Origin of the sequence: Microbacterium sp. C448, from assembly GCF_000582705.2 — a bacterium.
Lineage (GTDB): Bacteria > Actinomycetota > Actinomycetes > Actinomycetales > Microbacteriaceae > Microbacterium > Microbacterium lacus_A.
This window is the reverse complement of sequence record NZ_HG779784.1, coordinates 1-18,723: the sequence shown is the minus strand read 5'-3', so window position 1 is coordinate 18,723 and position 18,723 is coordinate 1. Positions and strand designations below refer to the sequence as shown.

The 18,723-nt window shown below is 67.7% G+C and carries 16 protein-coding genes; 11 read left to right on the top strand and 5 right to left on the bottom strand.

Going from position 1 to position 18,723, the window contains the following annotated elements; all coding sequences use genetic code 11:
* Positions 1-57 precede the first annotated feature (57 nt).
* On the bottom strand, positions 58-1,515 hold the full coding sequence (locus MIC448_RS13990) for an aldehyde dehydrogenase (protein ID WP_036300988.1): 1,458 nt from the start codon (positions 1,513-1,515) through the stop codon (positions 58-60).
* Between the two features lie 2 nt (positions 1,516-1,517).
* Entirely contained in the window at positions 1,518-2,675 is a 1,158-nt protein-coding gene (locus MIC448_RS13985; protein WP_199484459.1) for an NDMA-dependent alcohol dehydrogenase, read from the bottom strand.
* Positions 2,676-2,944: 269 nt separating this feature from the next.
* Between MIC448_RS13985 and MIC448_RS13980 the strand changes: the two genes are divergently transcribed.
* The 5 genes from MIC448_RS13980 (at position 2,945) to MIC448_RS13960 (ending at position 7,426) form a co-directional block, all read left to right on the top strand.
* Complete coding sequence (locus MIC448_RS13980) at positions 2,945-3,955, top strand: ABC transporter substrate-binding protein (RefSeq protein ID WP_036300986.1); 1,011 nt, start codon at positions 2,945-2,947, stop codon at positions 3,953-3,955.
* Positions 3,956-4,067: 112 nt separating this feature from the next.
* Positions 4,068-4,907, top strand: a complete 840-nt coding sequence (locus MIC448_RS13975; protein ID WP_081766435.1) for an ABC transporter permease — start codon at positions 4,068-4,070, stop codon at positions 4,905-4,907.
* Complete coding sequence (locus MIC448_RS13970) at positions 4,904-5,689, top strand: ABC transporter permease (protein ID WP_243420041.1); 786 nt, start codon at positions 4,904-4,906, stop codon at positions 5,687-5,689. The genes MIC448_RS13975 and MIC448_RS13970 overlap by 4 nt, the downstream gene beginning before the upstream one ends.
* Positions 5,679-6,518, top strand: a complete 840-nt coding sequence (locus MIC448_RS13965; RefSeq protein WP_051513986.1) for an ABC transporter ATP-binding protein — start codon at positions 5,679-5,681, stop codon at positions 6,516-6,518. Before MIC448_RS13970 ends, MIC448_RS13965 begins: the two co-directional genes overlap by 11 nt.
* A gap of 110 nt (positions 6,519-6,628) precedes the next feature.
* On the top strand, positions 6,629-7,426 hold the full coding sequence (locus MIC448_RS13960; RefSeq protein WP_036301028.1) for an IclR family transcriptional regulator C-terminal domain-containing protein: 798 nt from the start codon (positions 6,629-6,631) through the stop codon (positions 7,424-7,426).
* A 90-nt stretch (positions 7,427-7,516) separates the two neighbouring features.
* Here the strand turns inward: MIC448_RS13960 and MIC448_RS13955 are convergent, their stop codons facing one another.
* Positions 7,517-8,896: an FAD-dependent oxidoreductase gene (locus MIC448_RS13955; RefSeq protein WP_036300983.1), complete on the bottom strand. Its 1,380-nt coding sequence runs from the start codon at positions 8,894-8,896 to the stop codon at positions 7,517-7,519.
* On the bottom strand, positions 8,893-10,677 hold the full coding sequence (locus MIC448_RS13950) for a dihydroxy-acid dehydratase (protein ID WP_198517726.1): 1,785 nt from the start codon (positions 10,675-10,677) through the stop codon (positions 8,893-8,895). The genes MIC448_RS13955 and MIC448_RS13950 overlap by 4 nt, the downstream gene beginning before the upstream one ends.
* Before the next feature lie 52 nt (positions 10,678-10,729).
* Between MIC448_RS13950 and MIC448_RS13945 the strand changes: the two genes are divergently transcribed.
* The 4 genes from MIC448_RS13945 (at position 10,730) to MIC448_RS13930 (ending at position 15,420) form a co-directional block, all read left to right on the top strand.
* Entirely contained in the window at positions 10,730-12,025 is a 1,296-nt protein-coding gene (locus MIC448_RS13945) for a multidrug effflux MFS transporter (protein WP_051513980.1), read from the top strand.
* 68 nt (positions 12,026-12,093) lie between these two features.
* Positions 12,094-12,645: a UGSC family (seleno)protein gene (locus tag MIC448_RS13940; protein ID WP_036300980.1), complete on the top strand. Its 552-nt coding sequence runs from the start codon at positions 12,094-12,096 to the stop codon at positions 12,643-12,645.
* A 308-nt stretch (positions 12,646-12,953) separates the two neighbouring features.
* The gene (locus MIC448_RS13935) at positions 12,954-13,586 is read left to right on the top strand and encodes a PadR family transcriptional regulator (RefSeq protein ID WP_036301018.1); all 633 of its coding nucleotides are present in this window, start codon (positions 12,954-12,956) and stop codon (positions 13,584-13,586) included.
* A gap of 88 nt (positions 13,587-13,674) precedes the next feature.
* The gene (locus tag MIC448_RS13930; RefSeq protein WP_051513994.1) at positions 13,675-15,420 is read left to right on the top strand and encodes an AarF/ABC1/UbiB kinase family protein; all 1,746 of its coding nucleotides are present in this window, start codon (positions 13,675-13,677) and stop codon (positions 15,418-15,420) included.
* Positions 15,421-15,569: 149 nt separating this feature from the next.
* Here MIC448_RS13930 and MIC448_RS13925 read toward each other — a convergent pair whose 3' ends face one another.
* Positions 15,570-16,643, bottom strand: coding sequence for a DNA polymerase IV (locus MIC448_RS13925; RefSeq protein ID WP_036300972.1), 1,074 nt, complete (start codon positions 16,641-16,643; stop codon positions 15,570-15,572).
* Between the two features lie 46 nt (positions 16,644-16,689).
* On the opposite strand from MIC448_RS13925, the gene MIC448_RS13920 reads away from it, so the two are divergent.
* Both MIC448_RS13920 and MIC448_RS13915 read left to right on the top strand, forming a co-directional pair.
* Positions 16,690-17,034, top strand: a complete 345-nt coding sequence (locus MIC448_RS13920; protein WP_036300970.1) for a DUF2200 domain-containing protein — start codon at positions 16,690-16,692, stop codon at positions 17,032-17,034.
* A 135-nt stretch (positions 17,035-17,169) separates the two neighbouring features.
* Positions 17,170-18,702 carry an HNH endonuclease signature motif containing protein gene (locus MIC448_RS13915; RefSeq protein WP_158497551.1) on the top strand — a complete coding sequence of 511 codons (1,533 nt, stop codon included), beginning with the start codon at positions 17,170-17,172 and terminating at the stop codon, positions 18,700-18,702.
* Positions 18,703-18,723: the final 21 nt, after the last annotated feature.

The following is an 18,723-nucleotide window of genomic DNA, read 5'->3' as shown; positions in this document are numbered from 1 at the left end:
CGCGCCGAAGCATCCTGTCCTGGCCGAATCTCCTGTCCTGTGCAAACCCACCGGGGCTCAGCGCCAGATCGACTTGACCTCTTGGAAGTTGCGGACCGCCTCGGCGCCGAACTCGCGACCGAGGCCCGAGTCCTTATACCCGCCGTAGGGCGTGTTGAAGTCGGGGCGGTAGCCGTTCAGACCGACGGAACCCGTGCGCATCCGCCGTGCGACGCCCACGATCTCGTCCTCGGCCCCGTAGACCGCGCCGGCCAGTCCGTAGTGCGAGTCATTCGCGATGCGCACCGCGTCGTCGACGCCGTTGTAGGACATCAGGGTCACAACGGGGCCGAAGATCTCTTCCTGGACGATCTCGCTGTCTTCCGCGGCGCCGGTGATGACCGTCGGCGCGTAGAAGTAGCCGGTGCTCGGCAGCGACTGTCCGCCGGTGAGGACCTGCGCGCCGGCTGCGCGGGCACGATCGACCATCCCCGAGACGCGCTCGTGGATGCGCCCCGAGACGAGCGGGCCGAGCTCGGTGCTCTCGTCGTGGGGATCGCCGACCTTGAGATCGCCGGCCAGAGCGACGAGCCGGTCGCGCACCTCGTCGTACATGCTCGCGGGGGCCAGCACGCGCGACATCATCGCGCAGATCTGTCCGCTGTTATCGAAGATGGCGTGACGCAGGCTCGTGAAGGCCTTGTCTAGATCGGCGGACTCGAGCACGATCGCCGCGGACTTGCCGCCGAGCTCGAGCGTGACGGGGATCAGTCGCCGGCCGCCCGCGGAAGCGATCTGGCGTCCCGCTTCGGCCGATCCGGTGAAGCTGATCTTGTCGATGCCGGGGTGATCAACGAGCGCCTGCCCCGTCTCGCGTCCACCGGGGACGATGTTGATGACGCCCGGGGGCATCCCGATCGCGAGGCTCGCCTCGGCGAACGCGAAGACATCGAGCGCCGTCTCGGCGGCGGGCTTGATGACGACCGTGCAACCGGCCGCGAGGGCGGGGCCGAGCTTGAGCGTCAGTGAGGCCTGCGGATGGTTCCACGGCACGATGAGGGCGGCGACACCGAGGGGCTCGCGACGGATGATGGAGTTGCCGTTGCCGTGGATGTTCGGCCGCTCCTCCTCTTCGAAGTCGGGGCGCCGCGCGACCTTCGCGTAGTAGCGCAGATGCGTGATGGGTCGAACGCTCGCCCACGGGCGCGATACCGAGATGGGCTGACCGATCTCGGCCGTGATGAGCTCAGCGGTATCGAGGCCGCGACGCTCCATCTCGTCCGCCAGTTTGTCGAGCCAGTCGGCCCGTTCGGCGGGGGACATGCGTCCCCACGGGCCGTGGTCGAAGGCCTCGCGGGCGGCACCCACCGCACGGTCGACGTCGGCGGCGATGGCGTCGGGGGCTCGGCCGACCTCGCTGAGGTCGACCGGGCTCTCCAGGATGATCTCGGCAGTGGTGGAGGGTGAGACCCACTCGCCTCCCGCGAAGATGCTGTCGCGAGAGACGGAGCGCGGGGTGGTGGTTGCGGTTGTCATGATCAGTCCTCGGGGGTAGTCGGGATGACGGATGCGGGGTGCGCGATGCCACCGCGCATGTTGCGGCCTTCGATCAGGTCGACGTACCCCTGCTCGATGTCGTCGAGTGCGTAGGTCGCCGAGATCAGTTCGTCGAGCTTCAGCTGTCCCGTCTTGTACATCGCGTACTGGCGGGGAATGTCGGCGCGCGGGTTGCTCGCGCCGTAGATCGCGCCCTGGATGCGCTTCTGGAAGCGGGTGATGTCGAGCGGTGAGATGGGGATGCTGACCTCAGAGCTCGGCGCGATCGCCGTGACGACGACGGTGCCCGCCTTGCGGATCGCGTAGAACGCATCGGCGACATCTTGGCCGCGCAAACTACCGACCGTGATGATCGCGCTGTCGGCGCCCTGCCAGTCGGTGATGCTGCGCGCGAACTCGGCCGCGTCGGCGATGTTGTCGAACGCGTGCGTCGCGCCGACCTGGAGGGCCGTCTCGCGCTTGAGCTCGACGGGGTCGACGGCGATGACCGCCATCGCGCCGGCGTGCGATGCACCCTGAACCGCGTGGATGCCGACGCCACCGACACCCATGACGATCACGACGTCGCCCGGGCTGACATCGGCCGCGTAAACCGCCGAGCCCCACCCGGTGCCGACACCGCAGCCGAGCAGCCACACCTTGTCGAGATCAGCGTCCGCGGGAAGTTTGACGGCGGAGTTGACGTCGACGACGGTGTGCTCGGCGAAGGTGCCGAGGCCGCACATCTGGCCCACGGGCGTGCCGTCTTCGAGCGAGAAACGGAAGCTGTCGGTGTCGGTGAAGCGGCTGCCGCGCATCAGGAACGCGCCGAGCTGGCAGAGGTTCGTCATCCCCTCGTTGCACCAGCGGCACTTGCCGCAACTGGCGATGAACGAGAAGACAACCTTGTCGCCGACTGCCCAATCGGGGGTGTTGGGTCCGACCGCCTCGACGATTCCGGTTCCCTCATGCCCGCCGACCATCGGCAGGTGCCCCGCCGTGCTGTCACCCGTGACGAGGTGGTAGTCGGAGTGGCACAGACCGCTCATGACCATCTTCACGAGAATCTCGCCCTGGCGCGGGTCGTCGAGAAGGACGTCGGTGACTTCGAATGGTCCGGGCTGCTCGCGGACGAGGGCCGCACGCGTGCGAATCGGCATGGTTTCTCCTTTGAAACGGGGACTTCCCGCGTTGTTCGAAACGACGTGCGGGGTCGCGATAACGATAGCCATGAAATCCGTCGTTTGCACCACTCTGCGTACAGAAGTACGCAATGTGTTGATTTGAGCCCTCCGGGTGTGGCAGCATCACCTGCGTCGGACACCGTCGAAGTCGAGGTGTCCGGCCATACCGGACGGAGTGCATTCACCCCGGGCCCGGGCCCCGCGCAGTGGCGCGCGGGGTAACCCGACTGGCAATGGAGGCAGTAATGAAGTCCCTACGCACCCGCGCACCCCTCACCCTGGGGATCAGCATCCTCGCCGTCCTCGGTCTTGCCGCATGCGGCGCCCAGACCGACGCCGGCACCGACAGCAGTGCCGACACCAGCGACGCGCCCATGGAGGTTCAGCCGCTCGTCGCCGGTGTCATCCCCGTGACCGACATCGGACCCGTCTACATGGCGCAGCAGAACGGCGTCTTCGAAGAGAACGGCTTCGACCTCACGCTGCAGCCCGCAGGCTCGTCGACCGAGATCATCCAGGCCATGCAGTCCGGCCAGGTACAGATCGGCTATGGCGGATCGACCGGCGTGTTCCAGGCCGTGGAGAACGGAGTCGACCTGGTCATCATCGCGGCGGCGAGCGCGACGCCCGACGACCCGGAGAACGGCATCAACGACCTGCTCGTCACGGCCGACAGCCCGCTGGAATCGGCGAAGGACCTCGAGGGCAAGACCGTCGCCGTCAACGCCCCCGGCGGTTACACGCAGTTGCTCGGCGACATCGCGGTTGCCGCGGACGGCGGCGACCCGAGCCTCGTGAACTACGTGCAGATGGGTGTTCCGGACCAGCCGGCGGCCCTCGCCAGCGGCGCGATCGACGCATTCGTCGCGGGCGAGCCCTTCGGCACCCTCGGTCGTGAGCAGAACGGATTCCGCACCCTCGCGAACCCGTTCACGGCCCTGTCCGACAGTGCCGTCATCGCCGGCGTCTGGTACGCCCTCCGTGCCGACGTCGAAGAGGACCCGGAGTACTACGAGCGGGTCGCCGCGACGATCGACGAGGCGAACGCCTACGCCTTCGAGAACGACGAAGAGCTCCGCGAGAACATCGCCGAGTTCACCAAGATCGACCCGGAGCTCGCAGCCCGTATCCGACTCGGTTCGTACGGCAAGCTCCCGCTGACGATCGACAACCTGCAGGCCATCGCCGACTGGTCGTTCGAACTCGGCTACGTCAAGAACGAGGTCGACCTCGACGGCCTCGTGTGGGTCCCCTAACCGTCACGGCGTAAGAACGCTGACAACGCGGGTTCGCGGCTTCCGGATGTTCCGGGGGTCGCGAACCCGCACAGCCAGGCCCCCGACCGCCCCACCCTCACGGAGGATGCGCATGCCGACACGTGCGGCGCCCGCAAGCAATACCACCCGTCTCGCCTTCAGCCAGACCAAGATCTCGACGCCGATCCTCGGCATCCTCGGGATCCTCGCGTTCATCGCGGTCTGGGAACTGGCCTCGCGGCTCGAGCTCGTGAATTCGACATATCTGCCGCCCTTCACCGAGGTCGCGGTGACGGTCGTCGAAGTCGTCTTCGGTGAGCAGTACCGCGCACAGTTCTGGACGGCGCTCGGCAACACGATGCTCGGTTGGAGCGTCGGCCTCGCCATCTCCCTCGTTTTCGGGATCGTCGCCGGTCTCGTGATCGGATCGAACCGGTGGGTGCGCGAATTCACCCACTCCACGATCGAGTTCCTCCGGCCGATCCCCTCGGTCGGTCTGATCCCGATCGCCATCGTGATCTTCGGCGTACGGCCCACCGCGACGATCGCGATCGTCGTGTGGGCGTGTTTCTGGGTCATCCTGATCCACGTCGTCTACGGCGTGAGCGACGTCGATCCGGTCGCCGCCTCAACCGCTCGCAGCTACGGCTTCGGCCCGCTCGCCCGCGCCCGCTACGTCGTCTGGCCGACGCTGCTGCCCTACCTCATGACCGGGGTCCGTCTCTCCGGCACCATTGCCCTGGTGGTCGCGATCACGATCGAGATCGTCGTCCAAGCCCCCGGCGTCGGCCAGATGATCGCGCAATATCAGTCGGCCGGAAACGCCCCCGTCGTCTACGCCCTCGCCCTGCTCGCGGGCGTGCTCGGACTCATCATCAACCTCGTGCTGCGGCAACTGGAGAACTCGGTGCTCGCGTGGCATCCGTCCGTCCGTGGGGAGGTCATCCCGTGACCGCTCGCACCCTCACCCGACGCGTCTTCATGGCGCTCGCCCTGCCCATCATCATCATCGCGCTCTGGTGGTTCGCCACCCTCGACGACACGAACCCGTTCGTCCCCAAACCCGTCAACGTGGTGACCGACCTGACGACGGTGTGGGCCGGCCCTTTGTTCGTCGAACAGGTCTTCCCCTCGCTCTACCGGCTCGGGGTCGGACTCGGCGGTGCCATCATCGTCGGCGTGCTGCTCGGCATCCTCGTCGGCCTCAGCCGTGTCGCTCGCAAGCTCACGGGTCCGCTGTTCGAATTCGTTCGGGCCGTACCGCCGCCCGTGCTCTTGCCCGTGCTGCTGCTCGTGATCGGGATCGATGACCGGTCGAAGATCTTCCTGATCTTTCTCGGATGCCTGTGGCCCGTCCTGCTGAACACGATCGACGGGGTCCGCTCGGTCGATCAGGTGCTCGGCGACACGACGCGCACGTACGGGTTGCGTGGCTGGTCACGCCTGCGGTACTTCGTGCTTCCCGCTTCGATGCCGCGCATCATGACCGGCATCCGGCTCGCCCTGCCGATCGCGATCATCCTGATGGTCGTGTCGGAGCTGTACGCGGCTCTCGACGGGCTCGGCTACCAGATCATGCTGTTCAAACAGACCTTCCAGACCGGACCCATGTGGGCCGGAATCTTCATCATCGGCTTCATCGGCATCCTGCTCGCCTTCATCTTCCGGGTGATCGAGCGTCGGGTGCTGGGCTGGTACTACGGACAACGAGAGGTGGAAACCAGTGAGCGCTGACGTGAGGGGGGCCGAGGCCCCCGTACTCCTCTCGGTTCAGGGGATCCAGAAGATCTACTCCACGACGGGTGGAGGCGGGGTCGAGGCCGTTCGCGACCTCACGTTCGACCTGCGCAAAGGCGAGTTCGCCTGCCTCGTCGGACCATCAGGGTCGGGCAAGACGACGCTGCTGAAGGTCATCTCGGGCCTCATGGGTGCGACGAAGGGCCAGGTCGTCCTCGACGGCAAGGTCGTGGACGGCCCCCCGCGCAACATGGCGCTGGTCTTTCAGGAGTACGGGCGCTCGCTCTACCCGTGGATGCGGGTCGCCGAGAACGTCGAGCTGCCGCTGAAAGTGGCGGGTGTCGGAAAGGACGAGCGCAAGGCGCGGGTCGCCGAGGCGCTCGAGGCGGTCGGGCTCGCGCACGTGCCGAAGTCCTACCCGTGGCAGCTGTCTGGCGGCATGCAGCAGCGCGTCGCCATCGCTCGCGCCGTGGCGTACCAGCCCGAGGTGCTGCTGATGGACGAGCCCTTCGCGGCGGTCGACGCGCAGACCCGCGCCGACCTCGAAGACCTCGTGCGTTCGGTGTGGGCGAAGCTCGGCCTCACCGTGTTGTTCGTGACGCACGACATCGATGAGTCGGTGTACCTGGGCGAGCGCGTCATCATCCTGTCGTCGTCGCCCACCGTGATCCTCGAGGACCTCGCGATCGATCTGCCCGCCGAGCGCGACCAGCTCGAGACGCGATCCGACCCGCGGTTCGTCGAGTTGAGGCACCACGTCTACGAGCAGATCCAGAAGGCGAAGACCTACACGGGGGACACCAACACGATCCGGACGGTGGCCTGAGTCCCGTGAGTGACCGACGCGCCGCGAGCTCGCTGCGCAACGGTTGGACGCCCCCTATCCCTAGGATGGTGCCGGTGGACGCAGAGCGTCCAGATGGCGAAGGGGCTGACATGCTGGATGAGAGATCGCGCGACCGGATCCAGAGCATCGAACGCGGGGTGGAGGTGCTTCGCGCCTTCAACGACCGTCAGGGCCCGCTCAGCGTCGCCGACATCGCGGCACGTGTTGATCTCGCTCGGCCGGTGGTACGACGCATCCTGCTGACCTTCGCGCATCTGGGATATGCCGAGTCGGCGGGCGGATTGTGGAGCCTCACCCCCCGCATCCTGGAACTCGGATCGGGCTACTTCGCCTCGTCATCGCTACCCGAAATCTCGTACGGATACATGGTGGATCTTGTCGAGCGCACGAGAGAGACGTGCAGCATCGGTGTGCTCGACGGCATGGACGTCATTCACGTCGCGCGCGTCGAGGATCGGCGACCGCTGCCTGACTCGGTGCGGATCGGAAACCGGCTGCCCGCGCACGCGACCGCCATCGGCAAGGTGCTGCTGGCGCGCCTATCGGATGCCGAGCTGGACGAGCTGCTCGCGACCGCCCCGCTCGAGGTCCACACCCCGACGACGGTCACGGATGCCGGGCGCCTGCGCGCGCGTCTCGCCGACGTGCGCGCGAACCAGTTCGACATCTCGATGGAGGAGCTGCACCCCGGGCAGGTCGCCGCGGCGGTGCCGATCATCATCGACGGCCGCGCGGTGGGCGGGCTCGCCGTCTCGTCGACGACGGTCCGCGAGACCGCCGACAGCCTGCGGGACGTGATCATCCCCGTGCTCTTCGCCACGGCCGCCGACATCGCCAGCGCCTACCGCAACGCCAATCCGCAGCTGTTCCGCGCGGGCGCACGCTGACCCCTGAGCCCGCGCGCGAAACTTCACCTATGTCACGAATTGGCCCTCAAAAAGGGACATAGGTGAAGTCTCGCGCGTCGGATGCGGGGGTCAGGGCACCGGGACGGCGATGCCCTCGGGAAGGCGCGTGCCGAGGTACGCGCCGTCCGCCTCCAGCCGCTGCTGGAGCGTCGGGACGTCGACGCCGGCAGTGGTGCCGTCGGTCGAGAGTGCCAGGTCGGCCGCGGTGCCCGCCGCCTGACCCATGACCCAGCACGGTCCCGTGACGCGGCCGGACGACTGTCCGCCCTGCGTCATCGACGCGGCACGCCCGGCGACGAAGAGGTTGCCGACGACCTGGGGCACGATCATCCGGTACGGAAGCTGGTTGTAACCGCGCGAGTCCTCGGGCGCGAACTTGAACACGACGTCGCCGACGACGTGCGCCTCGACGGGCCATCCGTTGACACCGATCGTGTCGTCGAAGTCACGGCACTCGAGGACGTCCTCCTGCGTGAGCTGATACGCCCCGATGATGCGTCGAGTCTCTCGGATGCCGATCGACGGGGCGATGTCGACGACGTAGGAGTCCTGGAACCCGGGCGTCACCTGCTTGATGAACGCGAACGTGTCCTTGACCTGCTGGCGGCCCTGCAGTTCGCCGCGGGTCAGCTGGTCGACGTTGGTGCCGTCGATCGCCGAGCCATCCTCGTTCGAGAGCTGCGTGAGATTCGAGCGCCACTCGAGCGGGTTGCGCTGGGGGCGCACGATCGGCTTCTTGCGGGGGAAGTGATGCGTGCCGGCAGCCTCGGCCTCTTCCATGAGCCGCCGCACGGTCTTCCACGCTTCACCGGCTTCTTCGGGATGCACGCCGTTGATACGGAACATGAGCGAGGGATACATGAGGTGCTCGCTCACCTCGAACGGCGCGCCCGACCACGCGGCCAGGTCGCCGTCGCCGGATCCGTCGATGAAGAACCGGCCCCGAACCGCGGCGCGCCCGGACTTGGACTCGACGATGACGGCATCGATCGTCTTCTCATCCCGCATGACGACATCCGCGACCGACGTGTGGAACAGCAACTCGGCACCGCCCGCGACGACGAGTTCGTCGGCGGCGATCTTCAGCGCCGAGATGTCGTACGAGAGGGCCTGGATGCGGTTGTCCACCGACAGGTGCACATCGTTCAGGCCGTCCATGACACGCATCCGGTCGAGGAGTTCATCCGCGAAGCCGTGCACCGACTGGAAGTCGGTGCCGTACGCCCGTGCGTGCATGCCGCAGAACGTGGCCAGGCCACCCATCGTGCCGGCGCCGCCGAGGAATCCGTACTTCTCGATCAACAGAGTGGAACGACCGGCGCGCGATGCGGCGGTCGCCGCCATCAGCCCGGCCGGACCGCCACCGACGACGACCACGTCGTACTCGCCGATGACGGGGATGTTGCGCTCGGGCTCACGGATCGTGCCGTGTGCGGGGGAGGTGGTCATGCTGACTCCTTGACAGGGGAGGGGTTCGTGGAACAGGGCCGCGCGCACAGCACGGCGCCGCAAGACAGGGGCTGAACGAGGGCCTCGTACTGGTCGAGATACCCGTGGCCCGTGTCGCGATCGACGGGCGGAACGTAGTCGGGGCGTGCCGCGAGTTCATCCGCGTCCACGAGCAGGTCGACGGTGCCGCGTTTGACGTCGATCTCGATGAGGTCGTCGTCGCGGACGCGTCCGAGGGGGGAGCCGGGACTCGCGGCCTCGGGTGAGACCTCGCCGACCGTCATGCCCTGGTTGACCAGGCCCGAGAACTGCCCGTCGGTCACGAGGGCGACGCTGTGGGCGAGCCCACGCGCGTGCAGGGCGAAGATGAATGCCGAGGTCAGGCCGAGGCCGGGGGCGCCCGTCACACCGATGCCGCGGATGACGGCGACGTCACCCTCTTGCAGACGCCCGCTCGAGATGGCGGCGATCGCCTCTTCGCGCGTGCCGAAGATGCGTGCGGGGCCGCGGAAGGTGTGCGGTCCCGGGTCGGGCACGGGGCGTTTGGCGACGGCGCCGCCCGGGGCGAGCGTGCCCTTCAAGACGCTGATCGCAGGATCGGTTCCGAAGGGATCGTCGATGCTGCGGATCACGTCGCCGTCTGCGGGCTTGGCGAGCGCCGAGTTCTCGGCCACTGTCGCGCCCGTCACCGTCAGCTGAGTGCCATCGAGCAGGGGGAGCAGTTCCCGGATGATCGTCGCACCACCGCCGGCGTCCTCGAACTCTTCCGTGAGTCGCGGGCCGTTAGGCCGGACCGAACACAGCAGTGGCGTCTCTCGACCGAGCTGGCGGAACAACTCCCACACGTCCACGTCGAGTCCGGACTCGATGGCGATCGCCTGGAGGTGCTTGATGGTGTTCATCGACCCGCCGATCGCGAGCATCGCGCGGACGGCGTTTCGAACCGAACCCTCGGTGATGATCTGGCGCGGGCGGATGTCGTTCTCGATCAGCGCGGCGAGGGCATGGGCCGAGCGGCTCACGGTGTCCCACATCGGCTCGCTCAGCGCCCGCACGGGGGCGGAGCCCGGCATCGCCATGCCGAGCGCCTCGGCGAGGATGTGCATCGAGTTCGCGGTGGCGAGGCCCGCGCAGACGCCCGGGCTGAGGATGGCATCTTCAGCGAGCAGCTCGAGCTCGTCCGTCGACTCACCCGTGACCGCGGCCTTAGACGCGTGCAGGAAGATCTCTTCGATGTCGGCCGTGCGGCCCTCGGCCAGCCCGGAGTGCTGGTAGCCGCAGGGGATGATGATCGTCGGGATGTCGAGTCGGCCGGCCGCCATCAGGTGGCCGGGTGTCGTCTTGTCGCACGAGGACAGGCAGATCATCGCGTCGAGCTTTGCGCCCTCGACGGCGGCCTCGATGTCGTCGACGATCAGGTCGCGGCTCGGCAGGATGTAGCGTCCCGCGCGCCCCGCGCTCGTCACGAAGTCGCTCGGTGCGGTCGTTCGGATCTCGAAGGGAAGGAGTCCGGCGTCTCGCAGCTCGTGCTTGAGTCGCGCGGCGACCTCGTCCAGGTGCGAGAAGCACGCGGCGAGGTCGGACGACGTATTGACGATCGCGACCTTCGGCTTCTCCCAGTCGGCCTTGGGGATCCCGAGCGCCGTGTAGTGCGCACGGCGGGCGATGGCGAGTGCCGATGTCGGTGGCAGGTTGCTGCGTAAAGCGGGCATCTTTGTCCTCTCGTCGCGGCGGGGCATCCGGATCTGACCGAACGATGCGACACCATCGAGTGTACGCATTGCGGACGATAGGTCGCAATGCGTAAATTGATGCCGCGACGAGGAGGTGCGCATGGGCCCGTTCGACCGACTCGGCGGCGGAGGTGCCGGGGGCGAGAGCGCGCCGCGGCTCACTCCCGGACTGCTCGTGGTGCTCTGCGTTCTGATGACGCTGAACCCCATCGTGGCGAACATGTACCTGCCCGCGCTGGGCATCATGGCGGACGACCTGGGCACCAACATCGTCGGTATCCAGCTCGCGCTGACCGCATTCTTCCTCGGTGTCGCGGTCGGTCAGCTCGTGGTCGGGGCGCTCTCCGACAGCCTCGGCCGTCGGCGGGTCCTGGTTCTCTCATTCGTTGTCTTGACGGCCGCGAGCGCATTCGTCGCGGCGGCGCCGACCCTCGAGGTCATGATCCTCGGGCGCGTGCTGCAGGGGTTCGGCGCGGCGGCGAGCGTCGTGATCGTCCGGGCCATCGTCTCGGACATCGGCGTGGGCACTCAGGTCTCTCGCGCCTACAGCATCCTGATCGGGACACTCGCTGTCGGGCCGCTGCTCGCCTCGCTCTCGGGGACCGTGTTGCTCCAGATCTCGGGGTGGCGCGCGATCCTCGTCGGCACGGTTGTCGCGAGCGTCGCCTACCTCGTGATCGCGGTCGTGGCGATCCCCGAGAGTCTGCCCGCTGCTCGGCGCGCTCCGTTCCGGTTGCCGTCGATGATCGGATCGTACGGACGCCTGCTGCGCGACCCGGCCTACGTCGCTTTCGCCCTCACCATGGCGTTCGTGTTCGCGGGGCTCACGGTCTACGTCAACGCGACCTCGTTCGTGGCCCAGGACGTGCTGGGACTCAGCCCCTGGGGCTTCTGGCTCATCTTCACCGCATACGGACTCTCGGTTTTCGCGGGGGGCTGGGCGAACGCGCCGCTGTCCGCGCGGTATGGCTCGCGCACGATGCTGGCGGTCGACCTTGCCGTCGCGATCATCACGACTGCGGCGCTCGTCGTGATCACGTGGCTGGGCGCGCTCACGGTGGCCACCTACGCCGTGTTGATCGTCGTCTGCTGCGCCGCCGTCGCGGGAGTCATGGCGAACGCGACCACGCTGACGCTCGGACGGGTGTCGTTCGCGGCCGGGTCCGGCGCGGCGCTCATGGGCTGTGTGCAGTTCGCGCTCGGCGCTCTGGCCGCGCCCATCGGGGGGCTCGCCGGACCCGAAACCGCGCTGCCGATGACGCTCGGGATGCTCGGATGCTTCGTCCTCAGCCTCGCCGCGAGCGTCTTCGGCCGCCACCACGAGCGCCGTGCCCCACGCGGCTTTCCGACAGATGAAAATCCGCCTGCGCTGCCGGGAGGCGGCGCGGCACCGTAGAACCCAGAGGCCAATGCTGGCCACTGACGGCGGCCAACGGCGGATCGCCGCGAGACCTGGAGGAAACCATGACCACTTCGACACGCGAAGCGCTCCTCGACCCGACCGGTGCAGCCGAGGGCGCAAGCGACGGCACGCTCTCGCCGCGCCCCGTCACCCTCAAGGGGCTGACGGTCGGCCTGCTCGATAACACCAAGCCCAACTCCACACTGCTGCTCGACGAGATCGCCGCGGACCTCAAGCGCGACTACGGCATCGGCGAGATCAAGCACTACGTCAAGGACTACTTCGGCACGCCCGTCAAGGACGAACTGTTCCAGCAGATCGTGTCGGAGGTCGACATCGTCATCACCGCCGTGGGCGACTGCGGGTCCTGCAGTGCGGCGACGGTTGCGGACGGCATCATGTTCGAACGCGCAGGCATCCCGACCGTCAGCATCACGTCCGACTCGTTCGCGATGTCGGGACGGGCGATGGCCGAGGTGCAGGGATTCCCGGGTTTCCAGTTCGTCATGGTGCAGCACCCGGTCGCGAGCCTGGACACCGAGCACATCCGCGGCCGTGCCGACCAGGCCGTGCCCGACGCGCTCCGCATCCTCGGGGTCACCGAGCTGGCTTGAGGTAGCGCCCGGCGGGGGCATCGGGCCCAGCTTGGACCAGCGCCACCGGGTAGGTCTCATCTCGTCCGCGTTCACAATTCAGTCTGCGCGTTGAGGGCAGACACGGGCGCCCGCTGAAACAGGAGGGCGTGCCGGGATTACGAGTCCGGCGGGACTGAATTGCGAACCGTGTGTCCGACGCAGAGGCCCTGAGTGCGCGGTCCGCGAGCACGGCAATCTCACAGGCATCCCTATATCGAAGCGGCCCTCAGCGACATATCGTTGAGTATCGTTAGATAGGCGGCAATCGACACCGCATGGAGGTCATGATGAGCGATTCATTCGGAACCAACGGCTTCGGATTCGGCGGCGGAAGCGGCGTGGGCAACGGCGGCTTCGGCGCCGGACTCGGCTCGGGCTTCGGCAAGACCGGCGCCGGAATCTGGGATGCGATGGAGCAGCTTCGCGACGAGTTCGAGCGTCGCGTGATGCCCAAGGGTGGGGCCCGTATGGGCCGCGGCGATGTGCGTGCGGCCGTTCTGGCCCTGCTCGCCGAGAGCCCGATGCACGGCTACCAGATCATTCACGAGATCGAAGAGCGCAGCGGCGGCAGCTGGAAGCCCAGCCCCGGCTCGGTCTACCCGACCCTGCAGCTGCTGACCGACGAAGGCCTCGTCACCGCCGAAGAGGCAAACGGTCGTAAGACCTACGCGCTCACCGAGGCGGGACGCGCGGAAGCGGATGCAGCGGGTGAGCGTCCGGCTCCGTGGCAGGCATCCGGAACCGGCACCGGCGCCCGCGAGAGCAGCGGTCGCGCGACGGCCCTGCCCAAGGCCGGCGTCGAGCTCGCCCAGGCGGCGGCTCAGGTCGCCCGCACCGGTACGCCGGAGCAGGTACAGCAGGCGGTCGCCGTTCTCGAAGACGCGCGTCGTAAGCTCTACTCGATCCTCGCCCAGGACTGACCGGAGTGCCCTCGGCGCGAAGGCGTCCCGAGGGAGCACAGTGAGCGGCAGGGTCGTCAACAAGACCGATGCGTACGATGCCGGCGCCATGCGCGCCCGGTATCGGCGCATCCTGCGGTTCGCTGCGCGCTTCCTCGCACAGACGTGGTGGTTCGAACTCGTGCTGCCCCGCATCGGCCTGACCCGGATCGCGGTGCGCACGCGCAACAAACGCATGAAGCGGTTCGCTCGGGCCTTCCACGGGCTCGCCGTCGACCTCGGTGGCTTGATGATCAAGGTCGGGCAGTTCATGTCCTCGCGCCTTGACGTTCTGCCGCCCGAGATCACGAAAGAGCTCGAGGGCTTGCAGGACGAGGTTCCTGCCGTGCCCTTCGATCGCATTCGGTCGGCCGCGGAGGCAGAGCTCGGCATGCCGCTCGAGCGGGCATTTTCGTGGTTCGACGAGACACCGGTGGCCGCGGCATCCCTCGGCCAGGCTCATCGCGCGCGCTTGTCGGCGCTCGACGCGAGCGAGACGGGGCTCGACGCGGTCGTCGTCAAGGTGCAGCGACCGGGCATCCAGCAGATCGTCGATGTCGACCTGGCTGCGCTTCGCAAGGTCGGCGGATGGCTGAGCCGCATCCGCCTCGTCTACACCCGCGTGAATGCGCCCGCGCTCGTCGAAGAGTTCGCCGTGACGAGCCTCGAAGAGATCGATTACGTTCACGAGGCCGCCAACGCCGAACGCTTCGCGCGCGACTTCGCGGGCGACCCGCGGGTGGCCGTGCCGGAGGTCGTGTGGGAGCGCTCGACCGGACGCGTCCTGACACTGCAGGACGTCACGGCGATCAAGATCAACGACTACGACGGCCTCCGCGCCGCGGGCATCAACCCCGACGAGGTGGCCCGCGAGTTCGCGTCGGTCATGTTCGACCAGTTGTTCGACCACGGCTTCTTCCACGCCGACCCGCACCCCGGCAACGTCTTCGTGACGCTGATGCCGGATGCCGCGGGCTCCGGAGCCGGGGGAACGGGGACTGTGGCGGGCTCGGGTCCCGGGCCCGGGGCATCCGGTTCTGTGCCGTCATCACCCGCGTGGCGCTTCACCTTCATCGACTTCGGGATGATGGGCGAGGTGCCCCCCGGGCTTCGCCGAGGGATGCGGCAGCTGCTCATCGCCGTTGCGTCGCGCGATGGGCGAGGACTCGTCGACGCGATTCGCGAGGTCGGCGTGCTGCTGCCCTCGGCCGACACCGGCGAGCTCGAGCGGGCCATGACGGCGCTGTTCGCGCGGTTCGGCGGCATGGGCTTCGCAGAGTTGCAAGAGGTCGACCCGCGCGAGTTTCGCGACTTCGCGATCCAATTCGGGGACGTCGTGCGGTCGTTGCCGTTCCAGCTTCCCGAAAACTTCTTGCTGATCATCCGTGCTTCATCTCTCACATCGGGCGTCTGCAGCGGCCTGAACCCCGCGTTCAACCTGTGGGATTCGGTCGAGCCGTACGCGGCGCAGTTGCTGCGCGACGAGCGCGGCAACATCGCGCAGGCCGTGGGCAAAGAGATCGCGTCGATCGCGGGTCTTGCGGTGCGACTCCCGCGGCGCCTCGATGAACTCGTCACCCGCGTTCAGGACGGCGAGATCTCGGTCGACACTCCGCGGCTCGACCGGCGCGTGGCTCGTCTGGAGCGGATGGTGCGCCGGGTCGTCTCGGCCGTGCTGTTCGCCGGGCTGTTCATCGGCGGCGCCGTGCTCCGCCCCGAAGACCCGGTGTTCGGCACCGTGCTGATGGCCGGCTCGGTGCTGCCGCTGCTGCACGCGCTGTTCGCCGGGATGCGGCGGGGGCCGGGCGCCGGCTGAGGCCGCAGCGACCGTGCCGGGGCTCCGTGTGCTGGCCCGCCGGGCAGCACGAGGTGAGGACTTCGGGCCGGTGAGAGGACCGAGCCGCGGCCAGGGTACTCATCCCGGGCCGAAGCCCTCCTCTCGCGCTGGTGGCACGCGAAGTTACATCACCACCCGCTGCGGGTCGCGGTGTGGCCCTCGCGCGCCTCGTCTGGCATTGCCATCTCAGCGCGGATGCCGAGCAGTCGCACGGGCCTGTCGGGCGCGATCTTTGCGACCAGCGTCATCGCCTCGGACGTCACGATCGAGGCATCCGTTGTCGCCGCGATTTTCCGCGTGAACGTCTTCGTCACGAACGGCGCGTAGCGCACCTTCAGCCCCAGCCCGACGACGGGCCGCGCATCCGCCCCGACGTCGGCCAGCACCTGGGCGAGCAGCATCCGCGCCGCGTCTTCGATCTCCGCGCGTGTTTCGAGGTCCTGTTGGAAGGTCGTTTCGCGGGAGTGCCCGCGCGGCACGTAGGGGGCGTCGTCCACCGTTGCCGAGCCTTCGCCACGCGCCAGTTGCGCGTACCAGGGACCCATGCGCGGTCCGAATTCGGCGGAAAGCGCGCCCTCGTCCGCGATGGCGAGTTCGCCGATCGTACGGATGCTGAGGGTCGCGAGCCGTTTCGAGATCTTCGACCCGATACCCCACATCTCGAGCGTCGGGCGGTCTCCCATCACCTCAAGCCAGTTCGCCGCGGTGAGCCGGAAGACGCCGCGGGGCTTGCCGAATCCGGTTGCGACCTTCGCGCGCACCAGCGTGTCGCCGATGCCGACGCTGCAGTGCAGTGCGGTGCGCGCGAGGACAGCGGCCTGGATGCTTCGTGCATACGCTTCGGGGTCTTCCGTCGTGACCCCGACGAACGCCTCATCCCACCCCAGAACCTGCACGACCGCGCCGGGTTGCGCGCGCAGTTCGGCCATGACCTGCGCGGAGGCCGCGTCATAGGCCGCGCGATCCACGGGCAGAATCACCGCGTCCGGGGCCTTCCGAGCGGCGATCCGCAGCGGCATCCCGGATCCGACGCCGAGCGCGCGTGCCTCGTACGAAGCGGTTGATACGACCGCGCGCTCGGTCGGGTCGCCGCGCCCGCCGACGATGACCTGCTTGCCCGCGAGTTCCGGGTGGCGCAGCACTTCGACCGCCGCGATGAACTGGTCGAGGTCGACGTGGAGGACCCACGGTGCGGCGCTCATGAAGCCAGTGTGCGCGGTGTCGGAGGTGCTTGACTAGGCTCGCGGCATGCACCGTATCTTCACCACCGCGGTATCTGCGGTGTACCCGCACTACGTCGCGAAGGCCGAGCGCAAGGGACACTCTCAGGCCGAGGTGGACGAAGTCATCGAGTGGCTGACGGGGTTCGACAAACCGACCCTCGAGCGGCACCTCGCCGATGGGACGACCTTCGAGCAGTTCTTCGCCGACGCCACGCTCAACCCGAATGCTGCCCTGATCACCGGGACCATCTGCGGCGTGCGTGTTCACGAGGTGGAGGACCCACTGATGCAGAAGATCCGGTATCTCGACCTTCTCGTCGATGAAGTTGCGCGCGGCAAGAAGATGGAGAAGATCCTGCGCCAGGCGTGAGCGGCGGTGTAGGCCCGCTTTGTCCGCCGCTCATCCTGAACATTCCCTCCTTCGTTATGGTTTCGTGACCTGCGAAATGCCGGGATGGTGCGGATCCGGCCCATCAATGTCGGTGGTCATTCGTACATTTGTTCTATGACCTCGGATGTCCCGTCGCCGCTTCCGCGCCTCACCAGTGCGGTGGAGCGGATGTCTGGGGTCATGGTCGATCGCGAGTTCACCGAATTCGTGCGGGAGACCGACGATGACACGCTTCTCGTCGTTTTGGCCGACGCAGCTGACGCCCGCAAAGCCCTCGATCTGATCGTCGCGGCCGCGACCGCGGAGGTTGGGCACCGGTCGACACGCGAGCTGGGGTACGCGGGACTTGCGCAACGCAAGGGGCATCGCAATGTCACATCCCTCGTGCAGAACATCACGGGGCAGTCTCGTGGAGATGTCGGTCGGTCGCTGCGTACGGGCGAAGAGCTGGTGCCCGTGCTTCGAAGCGAGGGAGCGGTCGAGGGTGCTCCGGTCGGTCCGAATACGCCACCCGTGGCGGGTCACAGAGCGGGTCACGGGGCGGTCACGTGGCTGTCGATGCTCCGCGGCGCACTGACATCTGGGGCGCTGAGCTCGCCGCAGTTCCAGGCAATCAGAACGGGATTGGGGGAGCCGCCCGTCGAGCGCTATCCCGAGCTGGACCCCGCGTTCCTGCCCGAGGCCTGGGCGCGGGCGGTGGCGCTGCTCATCGAAGAGTCCGGGCATCTACCGGTGGAAGAACTTCGCGCGGCCGCCCGGACCGCGCGAGACCGACTCGACCCCGTCGGCGTCACACTGCGGTTCGAGGAGCGCTTCGCGGCGCGATCCTTTCGCGCGTGGATCGACGAGAACGGACAGCACCACGCCCGGATCGTCTTCGACGACGACGCTGCGGCATGGGTCCATGCGATTCTGCAGGCGTCGCTGAGGCCGCGGCGCGGACCGCGATTCGTGGGAGAGGACGCGCCCGAACGGGGTGCCGACTCGGCCGTTGACGAAAGAACGAATGAGCAGCTGCAGTACGACACGGTGATGGCCGTGTTGCGCACGGGCGCTGCCGCGGATCCGAATCAGTCATTCGGCGACCGGCAGGCCGGGGTGCGCATCCTGCTCGAGGCCACGGCGATCGAGAGCGCAGGGATGGAAGGCGCAGACTCCTTTGGCGGAAAGAGGGTTGCGGGCGTCGGCCATCTTGAGGACGGTGGTCAGGCGCTGCCCGGCGGAGTGGTCGAGACCTATCTCTGTGACGCCGGCGCGGTGGAGATCAGTCGGGACTCGTTCGGCCGACCGCTCGATGTGGGCCGTGAGCATCGACTCTTCACCCGAAGGCAACGCATCGCGATCGCTGCGCGCGATGGGGGATGTATCTGGCCCGAGTGCATCGCGCCCATTTCGCAATGCGAGTACCACCACATCAAACACTGGTGGGAGGACCACGGGGCAACCGATGTGGACGACGGCGTCCCGCTCTGTCGCAACTGCCATCTCCGGCTGCACAATCAGGGCTGGCGCATCACTCGCGAGCGGGACCCTGACTCGGGGCTCGATTGGTACTGGCTCCATCCGCCGCCCAACCCGCTGACAGGCGTGGTTCCGGAACGGGTTCGGCTGCCCTCGAAGGCTCCGACGAGGTTCGAAGCGGCATGACGCTGGGCGAAAGTCAGTGCC